The organism is Arcobacter caeni (assembly GCF_003063245.1).
GTDB lineage: Bacteria > Campylobacterota > Campylobacteria > Campylobacterales > Arcobacteraceae > Aliarcobacter > Aliarcobacter caeni.
This window is the reverse complement of sequence record NZ_MUXE01000006.1, coordinates 90,515-107,034: the sequence shown is the minus strand read 5'-3', so window position 1 is coordinate 107,034 and position 16,520 is coordinate 90,515. Positions and strand designations below refer to the sequence as shown.

Here is a 16,520-nt window from a genome sequence, read left to right as displayed (position 1 = left end):
TTATAGTAAAGAATAAAAATAAAATTTTGAGTATTCTTATATAAATAAAACAAAGGTAAAATTATGAAAAGATCATTTATTAGAGAGATTCTTGAATCAATAGATGAAAATACAATCTCATTTGCAGGTGGACTTCCAAGTGAAAAACTATTTCCAAGAGAAGATTTAAAAACTGCAACAATGAAAATATTTGATAATCCAAAAGCATTTCAATATGGACTGAGTAATGGAATTACTGAATTAAGAGAAAAAATAGCTGCAAGATATACAAAAGAAGGATTTCCTACAAATAAAAATAATATTTTAATTACAACTGGAAGCCAACAAGCTATGTATATTCTTGCAAAATTTTATGAATCAAAAGATATTACAATTGAAGAACCATCTTATTTGGGAGCTATGAATATTTTTAGATTAAATCATTTAAAAATGCATGGAATAAAACTAGAAGATGACGGAATTAATATTGAAGGTTTTAAAAAAAGTTTTAAAAATACAAAATTAGCTTATATTATCCCAGATTTTCAAAATCCAAGTGCGACAACTTATAGTGATAAAAAAAGAGAAGAAATAGCAAAAATAGTTGAAGAAGAAGATGGAATTTTAATTGAAGATAGCCCATATAGTGAGTTGTATTTTGATAAAAAAAACATTAGTATTAGTTCAAAAATTCCTAAAAAATCTTTTCATTTAGGAAGTTTCTCTAAAACTTTGGTTCCAAGTCTTAGAATTGGTTGGATTCGAGCTGATGAAGATTTGATAAAATCTTTATTAATTATAAAAGAGAGTATTGATTTACATTCATGTGGAATTTCACAATATATTTTAAATGAATATTTAGAAGATGAAGTAAAATATGAAAATCATCTTCAAGATATTAGAGATGATTATGAGAAAAAAGCAAACTTTTTTTGTGAGCAATTAGATAAATATTTACCAGAGTTTAAATATCAAAAACCCAAAGGTGGAATGTTTTTATATGGAAATCTAGAAGGAGTTGACTCTTTTGCATTAGTTCAAAAATGTATAGAGAAAAAAGTTGTTTATGTTCCTGGAAATCAGTTTTATATTGACAAAATACCAAATGGAGAAATTAGATTTAATTACACTCACTCTAGTTTTGAACAAATAGAAAAAGGTATAAAACTTATAAAAAGTTGTTTGTAAAAAAGGCTTAATAAGCCTTTTTTAATTAAAATTTATAAGAAACATAAAGTCTTGATCTATAACTTTCTTCAGCTAACTTATCATAAGTTGCTAAAGCAAAAGTTGTAGATAGGTTTTTGTTAAACTCATAAGTTGTTACATAATCTGTTTCAGAAGCTCTTTGTTCTTTTCCTGTTTTCCAAGCAGAATATATTAGTTCAAATGTTAAATCATCAATTATTTCATATCCAGCAGATAATCTATATGCATCAGTATCAGCATCATAAATTCCACCATAAATCCATGAAGCAGTATAACTATAATCCGCACCATTCCCGATTCCAGGAACAATATCACCACTATCCTCAATCAATGTATATGCTGCACCTAAAGATAATTTATCTAATTTAGAAGTAACATTAATTCCATACTCTTTTCCTCTAGAATTTTCATCTTTCCCATTATCTGTTTGATATGATTGAAGTGCTACTGTAATTGGTTTTATACCATATGAAACTGCTGTATATAGTGCTTTTGTGTCATCTAAAGTAGTATCACTATTTATTTGAAGATATTGAGCATCAACATTTAAATTTTCAATTGATTTATTATTTACATATAATGTATATGCACCATTTTGAATTTGTTCAAAATCAGAAACATCTTTAACATCTGTTCCCCCTGAAGCTATATTTGTTCTATATTGTTCTTTATCAACATAAGCTGCAAGAATTGTTGTATTAGATATATCTGTATTTGTTAAAACAACACCCTCAAATGATTCTTTAAACATTCTTGAACCTGAACCTTCTAGTAATGGAGAAGAAATGTATTGTCTACCAACTTTCGCAGTTGTATTATCTCTTGAATATTGTAAATAAGCTTGTGATAAAACAGCACCTGAAACATTTTGATCTTGATTATAGGCAGTTGGGGCATTATCTAAATCACTTGCCGTTACAGTTGAAGCTTGAACCGTAACACCAGCATTAAATCCATAAAAATTACCTGTTTTATATGATAAGTTACCTCCATTAGTCCAAACACTAACTTTTTTATCAGAAACCTCTTTTTGGAAATATAAAGATTTAATCTCTCCACTTACTTTACCCTCTTCAAATGCCTTTATAAGAGTATCTGCACCTAAACCTTGAGTTGTTACAAGAATAATTGATACACCTAAACTTAACTTAATAATATTTTTCATATTTCTCCCTTTGTAATTATAAATAAAAGATTAACATTCGAAAATGTGCTAATGGTGGGTAATTATAAAATTCTATTTTTTTATTTTTAATTTTAATAGTTTATAGATATGAACTATTTTATATTTTAATCCTCTTTTTGCTGAAAAGAAGTTTTCTTTTAGTGATTTTGTTATATTAAATGATTTATCTTTAATCATAATATAAATTGAATAGTGGTTGATTCTATAAATTATTGAGAGTAAATGATTATAAATAAATTCAAACCATTTAAATTCAAGTAATTTAGGTTTTACTATATTAAAAAACCAAAAAATAAAAGCGGCAACTGGTATTTTTAATATATAAATAAATATAGCACTAAAAATATGTCCAGAAACAAATAAAACTCCTGCATAAACACCAATTAATTCAACAATCACAAAAATTGTAAGAAAAAATATCAAAATAAAATAAGAATTTAAAGCTTGTATTTTTGGAATATATTTTGTAAAGATATGTAAACTAGAAATTAAATTTATTATAGGTTTAGCAAACTTTTCCCAAATTAGCTCTTCAAATATTAAATAAATAAATACTAAAAGAATTAGAAATAAATTTATTATTCGTTTATACATTTTATTTATTTAACTTTTGTTTTGCTGTTTTTTTATAATACCAAAAAGCTAAGATAGCCAATAATATTAGAATAATTATAATTATATAATGTAAATATTCTTTTATTAATCCCTCATTATCACCTAAAAAATATCCTAAAAGAGTAAGAATAATCACCCAAATTCCAGCACCTAAACTTGTATAAAAAGAAAATATTAAAATATTCATTCTAGCAAGTCCAGCAGGTAAAGAAATATATTGTCTAACAACAGGAATTAATCTTCCAGAAAAAGTTGAGATATGTCCATGTTTCTGAAAGAACTCTTCCATTTTTAAAATAATTTCTTCACTAATTAAAATATATTTTCCATATTTCATTAAAAAAACTCTTCCAAGTTTTATAGCAAAATAGTAGTTAAATAATGCCCCACTAAGTGAGCCTAAAAGACCAAATAAAACAACTAAATAGATATTCATTTCACCCTTATAAGCCAAATATCCAGCAGGAATCATAACAACTTCTGAGGGAAAAGGGAAAAAAGAACTTTCTAAAAACATCATAATAAAAATACCAAGATAGCCCAAACTACTAACAGTTTGTACTATAAAATCAATTATGCTTGTAAGCAATTTTTGCCTTTATATTAATTTTTTCCATTTAGAAATTGAGTTATTGATTAGTTCAAAGATTTTATCATTTGTTGGTTCAACCTCATCAAAATAATCAGAAACAATTTTTAGAATATAAAAATCTTTTATATTTTTCTTACATATTTGAGAAAAAAATAAAGCTTGTTTATCAACAAGTAAAGTTTCTAAATTTTCATCGGTTTCAAGTGGTTTTTCAATAGTAGTAATATTAGCAAAATTCAATCCGCCAATAAATCTATTAGTACAAAAAAGTGTTCCTAAAGCAATACTTCCATCACTACAAGATGCAATACTTAAGTCAAATGCTTTTGAAATTGAGTAGTTTTTAAAAATATAATCCAAAGACTTAACTATTAAATCTTTACTTACTCCAGAAATTATAAGTAGGATATCATCATTGAAATATATTTTATTTTCGATAGAGTTTTCTAATTCTTTCAAATTAAAAAAATCAATAATCGGATTTGCTTCGATTATTGAGGTTGTGTGAATTAAGATTTTTGACATAAAATCAAACAAAAAGGCTTAAGCCTTGTTGTTTATTATCTTTTTAATTCTTTAATTCTTGCAGCTTTACCTTTTAATTCTCTTAAGAAATGAAGTTTAGCTCGTCTAACTCTTCCTCTTCTTAATACATCAATTGATTTTAATGAATCAGAATATAATGGGAAAATTCTTTCAACACCAATTGAGTTTGCACCAATTTTTCTAACTGTAAAAGTTGAATCTACACCATTACCACTTCTTGCAATTACAATTCCTTCAAAAAGCTGAATTCTAACTTTTTCACCTTCTTTAATTTCAACACCAAGTTTTACAGTATCTCCTGCTCTAAATTGAGGGATAACTTTTGTCGCAATTTGAGCTGCTTCAAAACTAGCAATATATCTATTTTTCATCTTTTTTCCTTATTAGGTCTATAATATTTTGTCTTACATTTGGACATCTGGATTTTTAAGTCGGAAATTTTACTATGGTTTCCCTTTAAGAATTCTTTAACAACACTTAATTTTTGGAAAATTTCAGGTTTTGTAAAAGATGGAGCTTCTAAAAGATTGTTTTCATAGCTTTCAACATCCAAAGAATCAGCATTCCCAAGTACGCTCTTAACATTTCTAGCAATTGCATCAGCCATTACTAAAGATGGTAATTCTCCACCTGTTAATACAAATTCTCCTATAGAAAATACCTCATTTGCATATTTTTCTATAACTCTTTCATCAATCCCCTCATATCTACCACTTACAAATACTATATTTTCTTTCTTTGCCAAGCGTTTTGCATCATTTTGTCTAAATGGTTTTGCAGCAGCTAATGGAAAAATTATATAAGCATTTGAATCTTTACTTTTTATTTCATTTAAACAATCAAATAATGGTTGGCAAGTAAGAAGCATTCCAGCTCCGCCGCCAACCATTTGGTCATCAACCTTTTTATGTTTATTAGTTGTAAAATCTCTAGGATTGTAAAACTCATAAGATATAAAGTTCGAATCAATTGCTCTTTTTAAAATAGAATCATGAAAATATGGTTCAATTAAATTCGGGAAAAGTGTTACAAATGTAAATTTCAAAAGAAAATCTACCTTTTTTTTTGTGGAATGATACCATATTTAGTTTTATTTACAATTAAGCATTAATTATTTACACTTCGTGCTTATATAAATTACATGAGGGTTTACTTGAAATTATTAAATGGTTTTGGAAAAAAATATTTTACACTTTGTTCAATTCAAGCATTTGCTGTTGCTCCAAAATTACATAGTGTTATTACATCATACAAAAATCATTTAACTACAAAATTATCATTATCTTCAGAAGATAAAAAAGAAGAAGAGGAATCCTCTATTAGTTTAGATGAAACTTTAATCTCTTGTTTTTTACAAAATAAAAAACCTTGTCATTGTGATTGTCTTTTTAAAAGAAAAACAGCATTAGTTGTGGCACTTTTTAAATTCATTCCTAGATGTCCTTATTATGACACATTCTTCGCATTTAGAAGAACTGGCGTTCATCCTCCAATTTTTTAATTAATCTCACAAACAAAAATCAAAACAAAAAAATATTAATAGGATTAATTATGTCAAAAAATTATGTAATAGGATTTCCAAGAATTGGAGAAAAAAGAGAGCTTAAAAAAGTTCTAGAAAAATATTGGGCAAAACAAACAGATTTTAATGAAGTAAAATATGTAGCTGAACAGCTTAAAAAAAGACATTGGAATTATCAAAAAGAAGCAAAAATAGAGTTTATCTCTTCAAATGATTTTTCATATTATGACAATATGTTAGATACTTCTATTTTATTAGGAGCAATTCCAAAAAGATTTGAAAACTTAAAAGATGAAGAATTATATTTTGCAATGGCAAGAGGAAATGAAACTTGTGTTGCAATGGAAATGACGAAATGGTTTAATACAAACTACCATTATATCGTTCCTGAAATCTCAAAAGAGACATCTTTTAAACTAAATAGTAAAAAAGTTATTGAAGAGTATAAAGAAGCTCGTGAGTTAGGAATTAAAACAAAAATAAACCTGATAGGTGCAATTACATATTTAGGGTTATCAAAAAGTGTTGATAATAGCGATATTTTTTTACATATAAATAATATAGTTGAAGTTTATAAAAATCTATTATTAGAAATCTCAGAACTTGATGATGAAGTTATTGTTCAATTTGATGAGCCTTTATTTGTAAAAGATTTAGATACAAAAGTTTTATCTTTAATCAAACCTGTTTATGATGCTTTAACTAAAGTTGCATCAAATATTAAAATAGCAGTTACAACATATTTTGAACACTCAAATGAAGCTACAAGAGTTTTAGTTAATACTCCTATTTGGGCGCTTGGATTGGATTTTATTCATGGAAATAAAAATCTTGAAAGTTTAGAACTTATTAAAAATTCAAATAAGGTTTTAATTGCAGGTGTAATTGATGGAAGAAATATTTGGAAAAGTAATTTCCAAGATAAAGTTGAACTTTTAAATAAAATTTCAAAAATCATTAATAAAGAAAATATTATTGTTGCAACTTCTTGTTCTTTATTACATGTTCCTTTTACTTTAAAATATGAAGACAATTTAGATAAAGAGATAAAATCATGGCTTTCATTTGCTAATGAAAAACTTCAAGAACTTTCACTTGTGAGTAAACAATTTTTTGATTTTAAATTAAATTTAGATGAAATTGCAGTTATTAGAAAAAATGTTGAAGAAAATAATCAAAGAAAAATATCTTCAAAAATTCATAATATTAAAATTCAAGATGAAATAAAAAATCTAAAAACTTTTGAAAGAGCTGATAAATTCAAAGATAGAATAAAAGTGCAAAGAGAGTTTTTTAATTATGATTTCTTAACAACGACAACTATTGGATCATTTCCTCAAACTCCTGAAATTAGAGAAAATAGAAAAAATTATAAAGCAAATTTAATCTCAAAGGAAGTTTATGAACAAGAGATTAAAAAATATATAGATGATTGTGTTGCTTTTCAAGATGAAATTGGACTTGATGTACTAGTTCATGGAGAACCTGAAAGAAATGACATGGTTGAATATTTTGGTGAAATGTTAGATGGATTTGCATTTACTCAAAATGCTTGGGTTCAATCGTATGGAAGTAGATGTGTAAAACCACCTGTTATTTATGGAGATGTAAATAGAGAAAATCCAATGACTGTTGAGTGGATTAAATACGCTCAAAGTAAAACTAAAAAAGTAATGAAAGGAATGTTAACAGGTCCAGTTACTATTTTAAATTGGTCTTTTGTTAGAGATGATATTCCAAGAAGTGAAGTTACGCGTCAAATTGCATTTGCTATTTGTAAAGAAGTAAATGATTTACAAAATGCAGGAATTAAAATGATTCAAGTTGATGAAGCTGCATTTAAAGAAGGTTATCCTTTAAGAATTGAAAATATGAAAAGCTATGCTCAATGGGCAGTTGATAATTTTAAATTAAGTGTTAGTAGTGCTTTAATTGATACTCAAATTCATACTCACATGTGTTATAGTGAATTTAATGATATTATTAAAACAATCGAAGCTATGGATGCGGATGTTATTTCAATAGAAACAGCAAGAAGTGGAAATAGACTTTTAAGAATTTTTAAAGATGTAGCTTATAAGCAAGAAATTGGACCTGGAATTTACGATATTCATAGTCCAAGAGTTCCAAGTGTAGAAGAAATGGTTTTACAAATAAAATCATTACTTGAAGTTCTACCAAAAGAACAATTATGGATAAATCCAGATTGTGGATTAAAAACAAGAAAATGGCCAGAAGTTAAAGAAAGTTTAATAAATATGGTAAAAGCCGTAAATATCATTAAAAATGAAGAAATTAAATAGAGCTTTTGCTCTATTTAAAAAAAGTTTTAATTAGCCTAAAACTTTTTTTAGATAGTATCTCAAAAAAATTAAGAAAAGAAATCATGATAACACTTAACAATATTAAAGAAGCAAGAAAAAATCTTGAAAATATAGCTGTAAATACTCCAATTGCAAAAGCACCAATTTTAAGCAAAGAATTAAATGCAGAAATTTTCTTAAAAAAAGAGAACTTACAATTAACAGGAAGTTTTAAATTAAGAGGTGCATTTAATAAAGTAGCTACCTTAACAAAAGAACAAAAAGATGCAGGTGTAGTAGCTGCAAGTGCAGGAAATCATGCTCAAGGTTTAGCATATGCGGCACAATACTTCTCTTGTGAAGCTACAATATTTATGCCAGAAGCAACACCTCTTACAAAAGTTTCAGGTGTTAAATCTTATGGTGCAAATGTTGTTTTAATTGGTGAAAATTTTGATGAAGCATATGAAGCCGCTACAAAATTTGCCAAAGAAAATAATAAAGAATTCATTCATCCATTTGCAGATGATGAAGTAATCGCTGGTCAAGGAACAATATCTTTAGAAATTTTAGAAGAGCTAAAAGATTTAGAGCAAATTATTGTTCCAATTGGTGGTGGTGGATTAATCTCTGGAATTGCAATTGCTGCTAAAGCCATTAATCCAAATATTAAAATCATAGGTGTTGTTGCAAGTGGTGCTAGAGGAATGAAAGATTCATTTGAAGCTAGAATGCCTATTGATTCTGTAACCGTTCGAACAATTGCAGATGGAATTGCAGTTCGTGATGTAACACCAAAACTTCTTGATATTATTTTAGAATATGTTGATGAAATTGTTGAAGTTACAGATAATGAAACGGCTAATGCCATTTTATTTTTATTAGAAAAACATAAACTTGTAGTTGAAGGAGCAGGTGCAGTTGCAACTGCTGCACTTATGCATAAAAAAATTGATGTTAAAAATTCAAAAGTTTGTGCCATTGTAAGTGGCGGAAATATTGATGTAACTATGTTATCTTTAATCATTGAAAAAGGTTTGGTAAAATCAAATAGAAAAATGAATCTAATCGTAACACTTATGGATAAACCAGGAACTTTGATGCATTTAACAGAAGTATTCACAAAAAGTAGCGCAAACATAGTTCAAATAGATTATGATAGAAAGTCTGTAAAACTGGAGTTTGGAGAGGCACATGTTACAATTGCCTTAGAAACAAAAGGTGAAGAGCATCAAGAACTAATAAGGGAAAATTTGAAACAAAGCGGGTTTAGATTCAAGCAAATTTAACTTAATTTATTATCTTTAGAAAGATTTTAGAAAATAAATATTATAATGCAACCATAATTTAGTATGTAGTAGAACAAAAAAAAGGAAGAACATGGAAGGAAGACTGTTTACATTCTTGGGTACAATCGGTGGACACGGACAAGAATGGATAATCTTATCGCACTATATTTTAGTGCTTGGTATTATTTTCTTAATTGCAAGAGCTGCAACTAGAAAATTACAATTAGTTCCAACTGGTGCTCAAAATGTAATGGAAACATTCGTTGATGGTATCATCAAAATGGGAACTGATACAATGGGTGAAAAAAATGCAAGAACTTATATGCCTTTAATTGCATCTTTAGCTATTGTAATTTTTGTGAGTAATATGATGGGAGTTATCCCAGGTTTTGAAGCTCCAACAAGTAACATTAACTTTACTTTATCTTTAGCTTTAATAGTTTTTGTTTATTACAATTACTTAGGTATTAAAACAAATGGTTTTATTAACTATTTTAAACATTTTATGGGACCAATGCCTGTATTAGCACCATTAATGTTTCCTATTGAAATTATTTCTCATATCTCAAGAATTATTTCATTATCATTCAGACTTTTTGGATCAATCAGAGGTGATGATATGTTCCTTATGGTACTTTTAATGTTAGTTCCTTGGTTATTACCATTACCTGGATTTTTCCTATTAACAGCGTTTGGTTTCTTACAAGCGTTTATTTTCAGTATATTAACTTATGTTTATATTGCTGGTTCTGTTATGATGGAACACGACGAACACTAATTATTAGTGATTGTAAATCAAAAAGGGAGGAAGTTTTTACTTTCTCCCTTTTTTTATATAAGGATTTTAAAATGAATAAATATTTAATAACAGATCCAAAATATTATACAAATGATAAAATAAAATTTGAAGAAATTTTAATAAATATTTTAAATAAACAAAAAGTTGATATTGCTTGTTTTAGAGATAAAGAATCTTCTAATTTTGAAGAATTAGCAAAAGTATTTATTAAAATTTGTAAAAAAAAGAATATCTATAAAATACTAATAAATAGTGATTTTTTATTAGCAAAAAAATTAAATGCAAATGGTGTTCACCTTACTTCTTCTCAATTTGATAAAATCAAAGAAGCAAAAGAGTTAGGTTTATATGTAATTATTTCTTGTCATACATTTGAAGATATACAAAAAGCTATAGAATATCTTGCAGATGCAGTTACCTTTTCTCCAATTTTTCAAACACCTAATAAAGGCGAAGCAAAAGGAATAGAAGTTTTACAAGAAGCAATAAACAGTTTTAAAGATATAAATATTATTGCTCTTGGTGGAATTATAAACGAAGAACAAATAGAACAAATATCTAAAACAAAAGCTTATGGAATTGCTTCTATTAGATATTTTATTTAAACTTCACTAATTAAAATTTCATTTGCTTGTAAATAAACCAAATAAGAAAAAACATTTTGAGTTTGGAAAATATCTTTTATAGCTTTTTTGTAAAAGGTTACTTGAGTTGTGTGTTCCACATGCGTTTCTTTTGTAGTTTTATAATCAATGATGTAATAATTTCCATCTTTAAAAAGTAATAAATCAATAATTTTTATCTCTTCTTTATATACTAAAGATTGTTCACTAATAAACTCTGCATCTAAAATAAGTGAAATAAATTTCTCATTATTTACCAATAAAGACAACCTATTTTTTATATCAATAAAATCAGTTTCATCTAAAAAATTTGAGTATCTAGTTTTTGCAAGATTCAATGAATAATCAATATTACTAATATTAAATTCATTCATCATTTCAAGACAATAGTGAGTTGCGATTCCAAAATATTTTGCTTTTAAATGATTTTCATCAAACTCTTTTTCTTTTGAAATCTGTTTTTCTTGAGTTCCCAAATCCAAAGGTTTATATAAAATTTTTGTAACATTTTCATAATTTTTTGAGATATTTTCACTTTGAATAACTGTTCCAATTTGTGTAGGTTTCATATTTAACACATCAAAAACTGATGATTTAGCTTTTTTGAAAATAATCATATTATTTTTAGCCCGTGTTAATGCCACATACAAAATATTTATCTCATCTTCAATACTCAAAGCTTTCTCTTTTTTAAGTGCTTTTTCATAATCTTTATTATAATTTTCATAACCTTTGATTTTATAAAAAATATTTTTTAATTGCACACTTTCGTACTCAAATAATAAAGATGATTTATCCACATTTTTTCTTTTTATTCTATCAAGCAAAATTACTGTGTTAAACTCTAAACCTTTTGATTTAAAAATAGTTAAAATTTGAAGTCCAACTGATTCTGAATTTTCCATATTAGAATCTAATTTATCAATCTCATAAACAAAATCAACAATATTTGAAAAAACTGAACTAACTTCAATTAGTTTTATTATATTTTCATCAATTATTTTTAGTTTACTTGCTAACTCTTTTATGATTTCTTGAATTGATTTTTCTTCTAAATCTATATTTAAATTTAGTTCATTTAAAATTGGTTTTCCTATTAGTGCATTTAAATTTTCTTTATAAATCTCTTCTTTAAAATAAAGATATTTTATTGCATTTATTACAGCTTTTACATTTTGTTGATTTATAAGTTTTGAGGTCATTTCTGTTGTGATTTTTAAAGATGGGAATTTTTGTTTTAGATAATAATAAAGATTTAAAACATCATCATTTGTATAAGTTAAAATTGCAATATCATTTGAATTAACACCCTCTTTTAAAAGTTGTGCGATTTTTGAAGCAATGTTTTCATACTTATTTTCTTCATCTAGTTTTTCATCAACAATTACTTCAACATATCCTCCTTTTGAAACAGATTCTTGCTCAAAATATTCATAATTTGGAATATTTAAAAAAAGTGAATTTACATAAGAAATTATGTTTTCACAAGAACGATAATTTGTATTTAAAACTTCAACTTCAAGAATTTTATTTGAATTAGCAACATAATCAAAAAGCTCTCTTTTACCACCACGAAACCTATAAATAGATTGTTTTATATCTCCCACATAAAAAAATGTTTTAAATTTTGTTTGATCACCTGCAAGTATTTCTTTAATCAATGGCTCTAAAATTCTATATTGTAAAAGTGAAGTATCTTGAAACTCATCCATTAAAATATGTGAAAACGAAGAATCAAGTCTAAAATATAAAAAATCTTTATCAATTTTTGTAGATAACAGTTCATAAACTAAATTTGAAATATCATTAAATTCCAAATAGTTTTTGTTTTTATTAAAAGTAAATTTAAAATCTTTAAACATCAAATAAAGCTCAAAAAGTTTACTCAAACTATATCCAGCTCTTAGTTTATAATAAATTGAAATTTCATCTTTTAGATTAGAAAAATAAGACTCTATTGTTTCATTTGCACATTTTTTAAAATATGAATAATCAGCTAATATGTCTTTTTCAAGCCAAGTTCTACCAAATAACTCATCAAAAGTTTCAAAATCAACAGCTTTTATAGCACTAGCACTGGCTCCACTACAATTTAAAATTTGCTCTTTTATTTTAAAGGCAAACTCTAAAACATTTTGTTTTTGTAAATCAATTAGTTTTGCATCAATATTTACAATATCAACTGTTTCATTTTTTTCAAGTAAATTTTTAAATAATTCAAAAATAGAGTTAAATTTCTTTTTTTCATAGTGAGAAAAATCAATTAAAGTTTCAAATTGAGTTGCATTTAAAGATTGTAAAAACTTCATACTCAAAGCTTCAATATCATCAACTTTTATCTCAAAATCATCTGATATTCCAATATATCCACAAAATTCTCGTAAGATTTTATTTATAAATTTATCAATAGTAAAAATAGATAAACTGGCATTTGAAAATGATTTTACGAGAAAACCTTTTTTGCCAAGAATCTCTTGTTTACTTAAGCCTGATTGTTCAACAATTGCACTTAAATATGCTTCATCATCACCTAAAGTTAAAAGAGTTTTATAAATTCTTTCACTCATTTCATTTGCTGCTTTATTTGTAAAAGTAAGAGTCAAAATCTCATTTGGTTTTGCACCAAGTAACATAAGTGTTATATATCGAACAGTTAATGCAAAAGTTTTTCCACTTCCAGCACTAGCTTTTAGGGCTAAGTATTTTTTCATGGTCTAATGATACTAAATTTTTTATTAATAAGATTCTTTTAGATATAATCAGCACTCAAAAATCACTTAGGATTATGCATATGCAAAATAAACATCAAAAAGTACAAACGCTACTTGATGCAATACCATATATTAAAAAATTTTTCGGAAAAACAATTGTTATTAAATACGGTGGTTCTGCACAAACAAGCCCTGATTTAAAAGAAAAATTTGCACAAGATATAGTTTTTCTTTCACTTTTAGGAATAAAACCTGTAATTGTTCACGGTGGTGGGGCTAGAATTACTGAATTATTAAATAAATTAGAAATCCCTTCACATTTTGTTGATGGACATAGAGTTACTTGTGAAGAAAGTATGAGAGTTGTTGAAATGGTTTTAAGTGGTGAAATCAATAAAAATATTACATCTTTACTAAATCATCATGGAGCAAAAGCTATTGGTATTTCAGGAAAAGATTCAGCTTTAATAAATGCAATTCCAAAAGATAATGGAAGATTTGGATATACAGGCGAAATCACAAAAGTAAATGGAAGTATGATTAATAATCTTATAAAAGAGGGTTTTATTCCAGTAATTGCACCAATTGCTGATAGTGCTGAACCAAATCATCCAGGATTTAATATAAATGCAGATGTTGCAGCTTGCGAAATTGCAGCTGCAGTTGGAGCACAAAAAGTTCTATTTTTAACAGACACAATTGGTGTTTTAGATAAAGAGGGAAAATTAATTCAGACTTTGGATAAACAAAGTGTTGAAAACTACAAAAAAGATGGAACAATCGCTGGTGGAATGATACCAAAAGTTGATTCTTGCATAGATGCAATACATAATGGAGTAAATAAAGCACATATAATTGATGGAAGAGTAGAACACTCAATCTTACTTGAATTATTTACAAGTGATGGAATTGGAACTCAATTTGTGAGACTTGATAACCCTAATAATGGGATAGATTTAGAGAAATTATTAAACGATTAAAAGGCGAAAAATGAATTTTATAGAAACAAGAGGAAATGATGGTATAAAACCAATTGAAGTACCATTTAGTGAAGCAATTCTAAATCCTAGTACTTCTTTTGGTGGATTATATGTACCAAAAAACTTACCAACATTAGAAGATAATTTTATTTTAAATCATGTAAACTCAAGTTACAAAGAATTAGCATTTGATATTTTAAAAGCATTTGAAATTGATATTGAAGAAACAGAAATAAATAAAGCTTTAGCTTTATATGATAACTTTGATGATGCCTCAAATCCTTGTCCTGTGGTAAAAGTAAAAGATGATTTATTTGTACATGAACAATATCATGGACCAACAAGGGCTTTTAAAGATATGGCTTTACAACCTTTTGGTTCAATTCTTTCATCAATTGCAAAAAAAAGAAATGAAAAATACTTAATTTTAGCAGCAACTTCTGGAGATACAGGACCAGCAGCTTTAAATACTTTTAAAAATAAAGAAAATATTCAAGTTGTATGTCTTTATCCTGATGGTGGAACAAGTGATGTTCAAAGACTTCAAATGGTTTGTGAAGATGGAAAAAATCTTAAAGTTTTAGGAATAAAAGGAAATTTTGATGATGCACAAAATGCACTAAAAAAACTTTTGGCTTCAAAAACATTTAAAGAAGAGTTAGAAAAAGATAATATTAAACTTAGTGCTGCAAACTCTGTAAACTTTGGAAGAATCATTTTTCAGATAATTTATCACTTTTGGTCATATATTCAACTTTTAAAACAAAATGAAATTTTAAATGGCGAGAAAATATATTTAGTTGTACCATCAGGAAATTTTGGAAATGTTTTAGGTGCATTTTATGCTCAAGAGATGGGTTTACCAATTGAAAAACTTTTAGTTGCATCTAATGAAAACAATATTTTAACGCAATGGATAAATACAGGTATTTATGATATTAGAGGAAAAGAGTTAAAACTAACACTTTCTCCTGCAATGGATATTTTAAAATCATCAAATATTGAAAGAGTAATATTTTCATTATTTGGAGCAAAACGAACAAAAGAATTGATGGAAGACTTAAATAACAATAATATCTTCACAATGAGTCAAAAAGAAACAAAAGAAGTTCAAAAATATTTTTCAGCGATTAATTCAAATGATACTTTTGGTACTACAACAATTAAAGAATTTTTGGATAATGGATACTTAATGGATCCTCATACTGCAACTTGTATAAAAGCATATAAAGAGCTTAAAGACAAACCATTAAAAACTGTTATTTATTCAACTGCTGAATGGACAAAATTTTCGCCAACTGTTTTAAATGCATTAAAACAAAATAATGAAAAATATGCTGATAAAGAAGCATTAGAAGAAATTTCATCAAAATATAATGCAACTTTACCACAAAGTATAAAAGAGTTATTTTCAGCAAAAATAAATCACTCTTTAGTTATTGATAAAGAAAATATTGAACTAGAAATAGTGAAATTTATTAGAGAATCATAAGATTCTCTAATAATAATCTCTGCAAGAAATTATACCTATATAAAAAATATACACTGTGTAATAAATTCACAGCAACTCTTTTAAAACATCATTTAACTGACATAAGTCAATTCATTTTAAGTAATTTCGTACTATAATCATCGAATTCTAAATTAAAAAAAAGGAAGCCAAATATGTCTAAAGAAATAAATAGACGAGATTTTATTGGTTACTCATTTGCTGCAGTTGCTGCAGTAGGTGGTGCTGCTTCGCTCGTTGGTATGAAACAAGCTTGGGATCCACTTCCAAGTGTACTTGCTGGGGGATTTACTGAAATCGAATTATCAGCTATAAAAGCTGGTGAACCAGAAACTTTTACATGGAGAGGAAAACCAATATTTGTATTAAAGAAAACTCCAGATATGGAAGCAAGTACTAGAGATCTAGTAGTAGGTGCAGATAGATTTACCGTTGCTATTGGTCTTTGTACTCACTTAGGTTGTATTCCTGCATGGAAAAAAGATAAATGGAAATGTGCATGTCATGGAGGGGAATTTAATCCAAGTGGTAAACAAGTTTTTGGACCACCACCAAGACCTCTTGATTTACCATCATTTAGTGTAAAAGGTACTTCTATCGTTTTAGGTGAAGAAGGTCCAGAATACAAAGCTATCGCAGCTGCGATGAAAGCATAA

At 26.8% G+C, this 16,520-nt stretch carries 16 protein-coding genes; 9 read left to right on the top strand and 7 right to left on the bottom strand.

The window, feature by feature from the left end; translation table 11 throughout:
- Positions 1-63 precede the first annotated feature (63 nt).
- Positions 64-1,167, top strand: coding sequence for an aminotransferase-like domain-containing protein (locus B0174_RS05865; protein ID WP_108558730.1), 1,104 nt, complete (start codon positions 64-66; stop codon positions 1,165-1,167).
- A gap of 25 nt (positions 1,168-1,192) precedes the next feature.
- On the opposite strand, the gene B0174_RS05860 is transcribed toward B0174_RS05865, so the two are convergent.
- The 6 genes from B0174_RS05860 to trmD form a co-directional block, all read right to left on the bottom strand.
- Positions 1,193-2,353, bottom strand: a complete 1,161-nt coding sequence (locus tag B0174_RS05860) for an OprD family outer membrane porin (protein ID WP_108558729.1) — start codon at positions 2,351-2,353, stop codon at positions 1,193-1,195.
- Between the two features lie 72 nt (positions 2,354-2,425).
- On the bottom strand, positions 2,426-2,968 hold the full coding sequence (locus B0174_RS05855; RefSeq protein ID WP_108558728.1) for a hypothetical protein: 543 nt from the start codon (positions 2,966-2,968) through the stop codon (positions 2,426-2,428).
- A 1-nt stretch (position 2,969) separates the two neighbouring features.
- Entirely contained in the window at positions 2,970-3,578 is a 609-nt protein-coding gene (locus B0174_RS05850) for a DedA family protein (protein ID WP_108558727.1), read from the bottom strand.
- A gap of 9 nt (positions 3,579-3,587) precedes the next feature.
- Positions 3,588-4,118 carry a nucleoside phosphorylase-I family protein gene (locus tag B0174_RS05845; protein WP_108558726.1) on the bottom strand — a complete coding sequence of 177 codons (531 nt, stop codon included), beginning with the start codon at positions 4,116-4,118 and terminating at the stop codon, positions 3,588-3,590.
- A gap of 23 nt (positions 4,119-4,141) precedes the next feature.
- The gene (gene rplS, locus B0174_RS05840) at positions 4,142-4,498 is read right to left on the bottom strand and encodes a 50S ribosomal protein L19 (RefSeq protein ID WP_108558725.1); all 357 of its coding nucleotides are present in this window, start codon (positions 4,496-4,498) and stop codon (positions 4,142-4,144) included.
- Complete coding sequence (trmD, locus tag B0174_RS05835) at positions 4,495-5,172, bottom strand: tRNA (guanosine(37)-N1)-methyltransferase TrmD (protein WP_108558724.1); 678 nt, start codon at positions 5,170-5,172, stop codon at positions 4,495-4,497. Before trmD ends, rplS begins: the two co-directional genes overlap by 4 nt.
- A 108-nt stretch (positions 5,173-5,280) precedes the next feature.
- On the opposite strand from trmD, the gene B0174_RS05830 reads away from it, so the two are divergent.
- From B0174_RS05830 to B0174_RS05810, 5 genes are all read left to right on the top strand, one after another.
- Positions 5,281-5,628: a hypothetical protein gene (locus tag B0174_RS05830; protein ID WP_108558723.1), complete on the top strand. Its 348-nt coding sequence runs from the start codon at positions 5,281-5,283 to the stop codon at positions 5,626-5,628.
- A 50-nt stretch (positions 5,629-5,678) separates the two neighbouring features.
- Positions 5,679-7,952, top strand: a complete 2,274-nt coding sequence (metE, locus tag B0174_RS05825) for a 5-methyltetrahydropteroyltriglutamate--homocysteine S-methyltransferase (RefSeq protein WP_108558722.1) — start codon at positions 5,679-5,681, stop codon at positions 7,950-7,952.
- Positions 7,953-8,035: 83 nt separating this feature from the next.
- Positions 8,036-9,241 carry a threonine ammonia-lyase gene (ilvA, locus tag B0174_RS05820; protein ID WP_108558752.1) on the top strand — a complete coding sequence of 402 codons (1,206 nt, stop codon included), beginning with the start codon at positions 8,036-8,038 and terminating at the stop codon, positions 9,239-9,241.
- 91 nt (positions 9,242-9,332) lie between these two features.
- Positions 9,333-10,019 (top strand): F0F1 ATP synthase subunit A, encoded by a 687-nt coding sequence (locus tag B0174_RS05815; protein ID WP_108558721.1) that lies wholly within the window; start codon positions 9,333-9,335, stop codon positions 10,017-10,019.
- A gap of 71 nt (positions 10,020-10,090) precedes the next feature.
- Positions 10,091-10,645 (top strand): thiamine phosphate synthase, encoded by a 555-nt coding sequence (locus B0174_RS05810; RefSeq protein ID WP_108558720.1) that lies wholly within the window; start codon positions 10,091-10,093, stop codon positions 10,643-10,645.
- On the opposite strand, the gene B0174_RS05805 is transcribed toward B0174_RS05810, so the two are convergent.
- The gene (locus B0174_RS05805) at positions 10,642-13,374 is read right to left on the bottom strand and encodes a RecB-like helicase (RefSeq protein ID WP_108558719.1); all 2,733 of its coding nucleotides are present in this window, start codon (positions 13,372-13,374) and stop codon (positions 10,642-10,644) included. The genes B0174_RS05810 and B0174_RS05805 overlap by 4 nt on opposite strands.
- Positions 13,375-13,454: 80 nt before the next feature.
- On the opposite strand from B0174_RS05805, the gene argB reads away from it, so the two are divergent.
- The 3 genes from argB (at position 13,455) to B0174_RS05790 (ending at position 16,520) form a co-directional block, all read left to right on the top strand.
- Complete coding sequence (gene argB / locus B0174_RS05800) at positions 13,455-14,354, top strand: acetylglutamate kinase (RefSeq protein WP_108558718.1); 900 nt, start codon at positions 13,455-13,457, stop codon at positions 14,352-14,354.
- Positions 14,355-14,364: 10 nt separating this feature from the next.
- Positions 14,365-15,846: a threonine synthase gene (gene thrC / locus B0174_RS05795; protein WP_108558717.1), complete on the top strand. Its 1,482-nt coding sequence runs from the start codon at positions 14,365-14,367 to the stop codon at positions 15,844-15,846.
- 173 nt (positions 15,847-16,019) lie between these two features.
- Positions 16,020-16,520 (top strand): Rieske 2Fe-2S domain-containing protein, encoded by a 501-nt coding sequence (locus B0174_RS05790; RefSeq protein WP_108558716.1) that lies wholly within the window; start codon positions 16,020-16,022, stop codon positions 16,518-16,520.

Excerpts from the sequence above, each read along its gene's own strand:
- B0174_RS05865 (WP_108558730.1), top strand. The coding sequence starts at position 64 with ATGAAAAGATCATTTATTAGAGAGATTCTTGAATCAATAGATGAAAAT.
- B0174_RS05860 (WP_108558729.1), bottom strand. The coding sequence starts at position 2,353 with ATGAAAAATATTATTAAGTTAAGTTTAGGTGTATCAATTATTCTTGTA.
- B0174_RS05855 (WP_108558728.1), bottom strand. The coding sequence starts at position 2,968 with ATGTATAAACGAATAATAAATTTATTTCTAATTCTTTTAGTATTTATT.
- rplS (WP_108558725.1), bottom strand. The coding sequence starts at position 4,498 with ATGAAAAATAGATATATTGCTAGTTTTGAAGCAGCTCAAATTGCGACA.
- metE (WP_108558722.1), top strand. The coding sequence starts at position 5,679 with ATGTCAAAAAATTATGTAATAGGATTTCCAAGAATTGGAGAAAAAAGA.
- ilvA (WP_108558752.1), top strand. The coding sequence starts at position 8,036 with ATGATAACACTTAACAATATTAAAGAAGCAAGAAAAAATCTTGAAAAT.
- B0174_RS05815 (WP_108558721.1), top strand. The coding sequence starts at position 9,333 with ATGGAAGGAAGACTGTTTACATTCTTGGGTACAATCGGTGGACACGGA.
- B0174_RS05810 (WP_108558720.1), top strand. The coding sequence starts at position 10,091 with ATGAATAAATATTTAATAACAGATCCAAAATATTATACAAATGATAAA.
- B0174_RS05805 (WP_108558719.1), bottom strand. The coding sequence starts at position 13,374 with ATGAAAAAATACTTAGCCCTAAAAGCTAGTGCTGGAAGTGGAAAAACT.
- argB (WP_108558718.1), top strand. The coding sequence starts at position 13,455 with ATGCAAAATAAACATCAAAAAGTACAAACGCTACTTGATGCAATACCA.
- thrC (WP_108558717.1), top strand. The coding sequence starts at position 14,365 with ATGAATTTTATAGAAACAAGAGGAAATGATGGTATAAAACCAATTGAA.
- B0174_RS05790 (WP_108558716.1), top strand. The coding sequence starts at position 16,020 with ATGTCTAAAGAAATAAATAGACGAGATTTTATTGGTTACTCATTTGCT.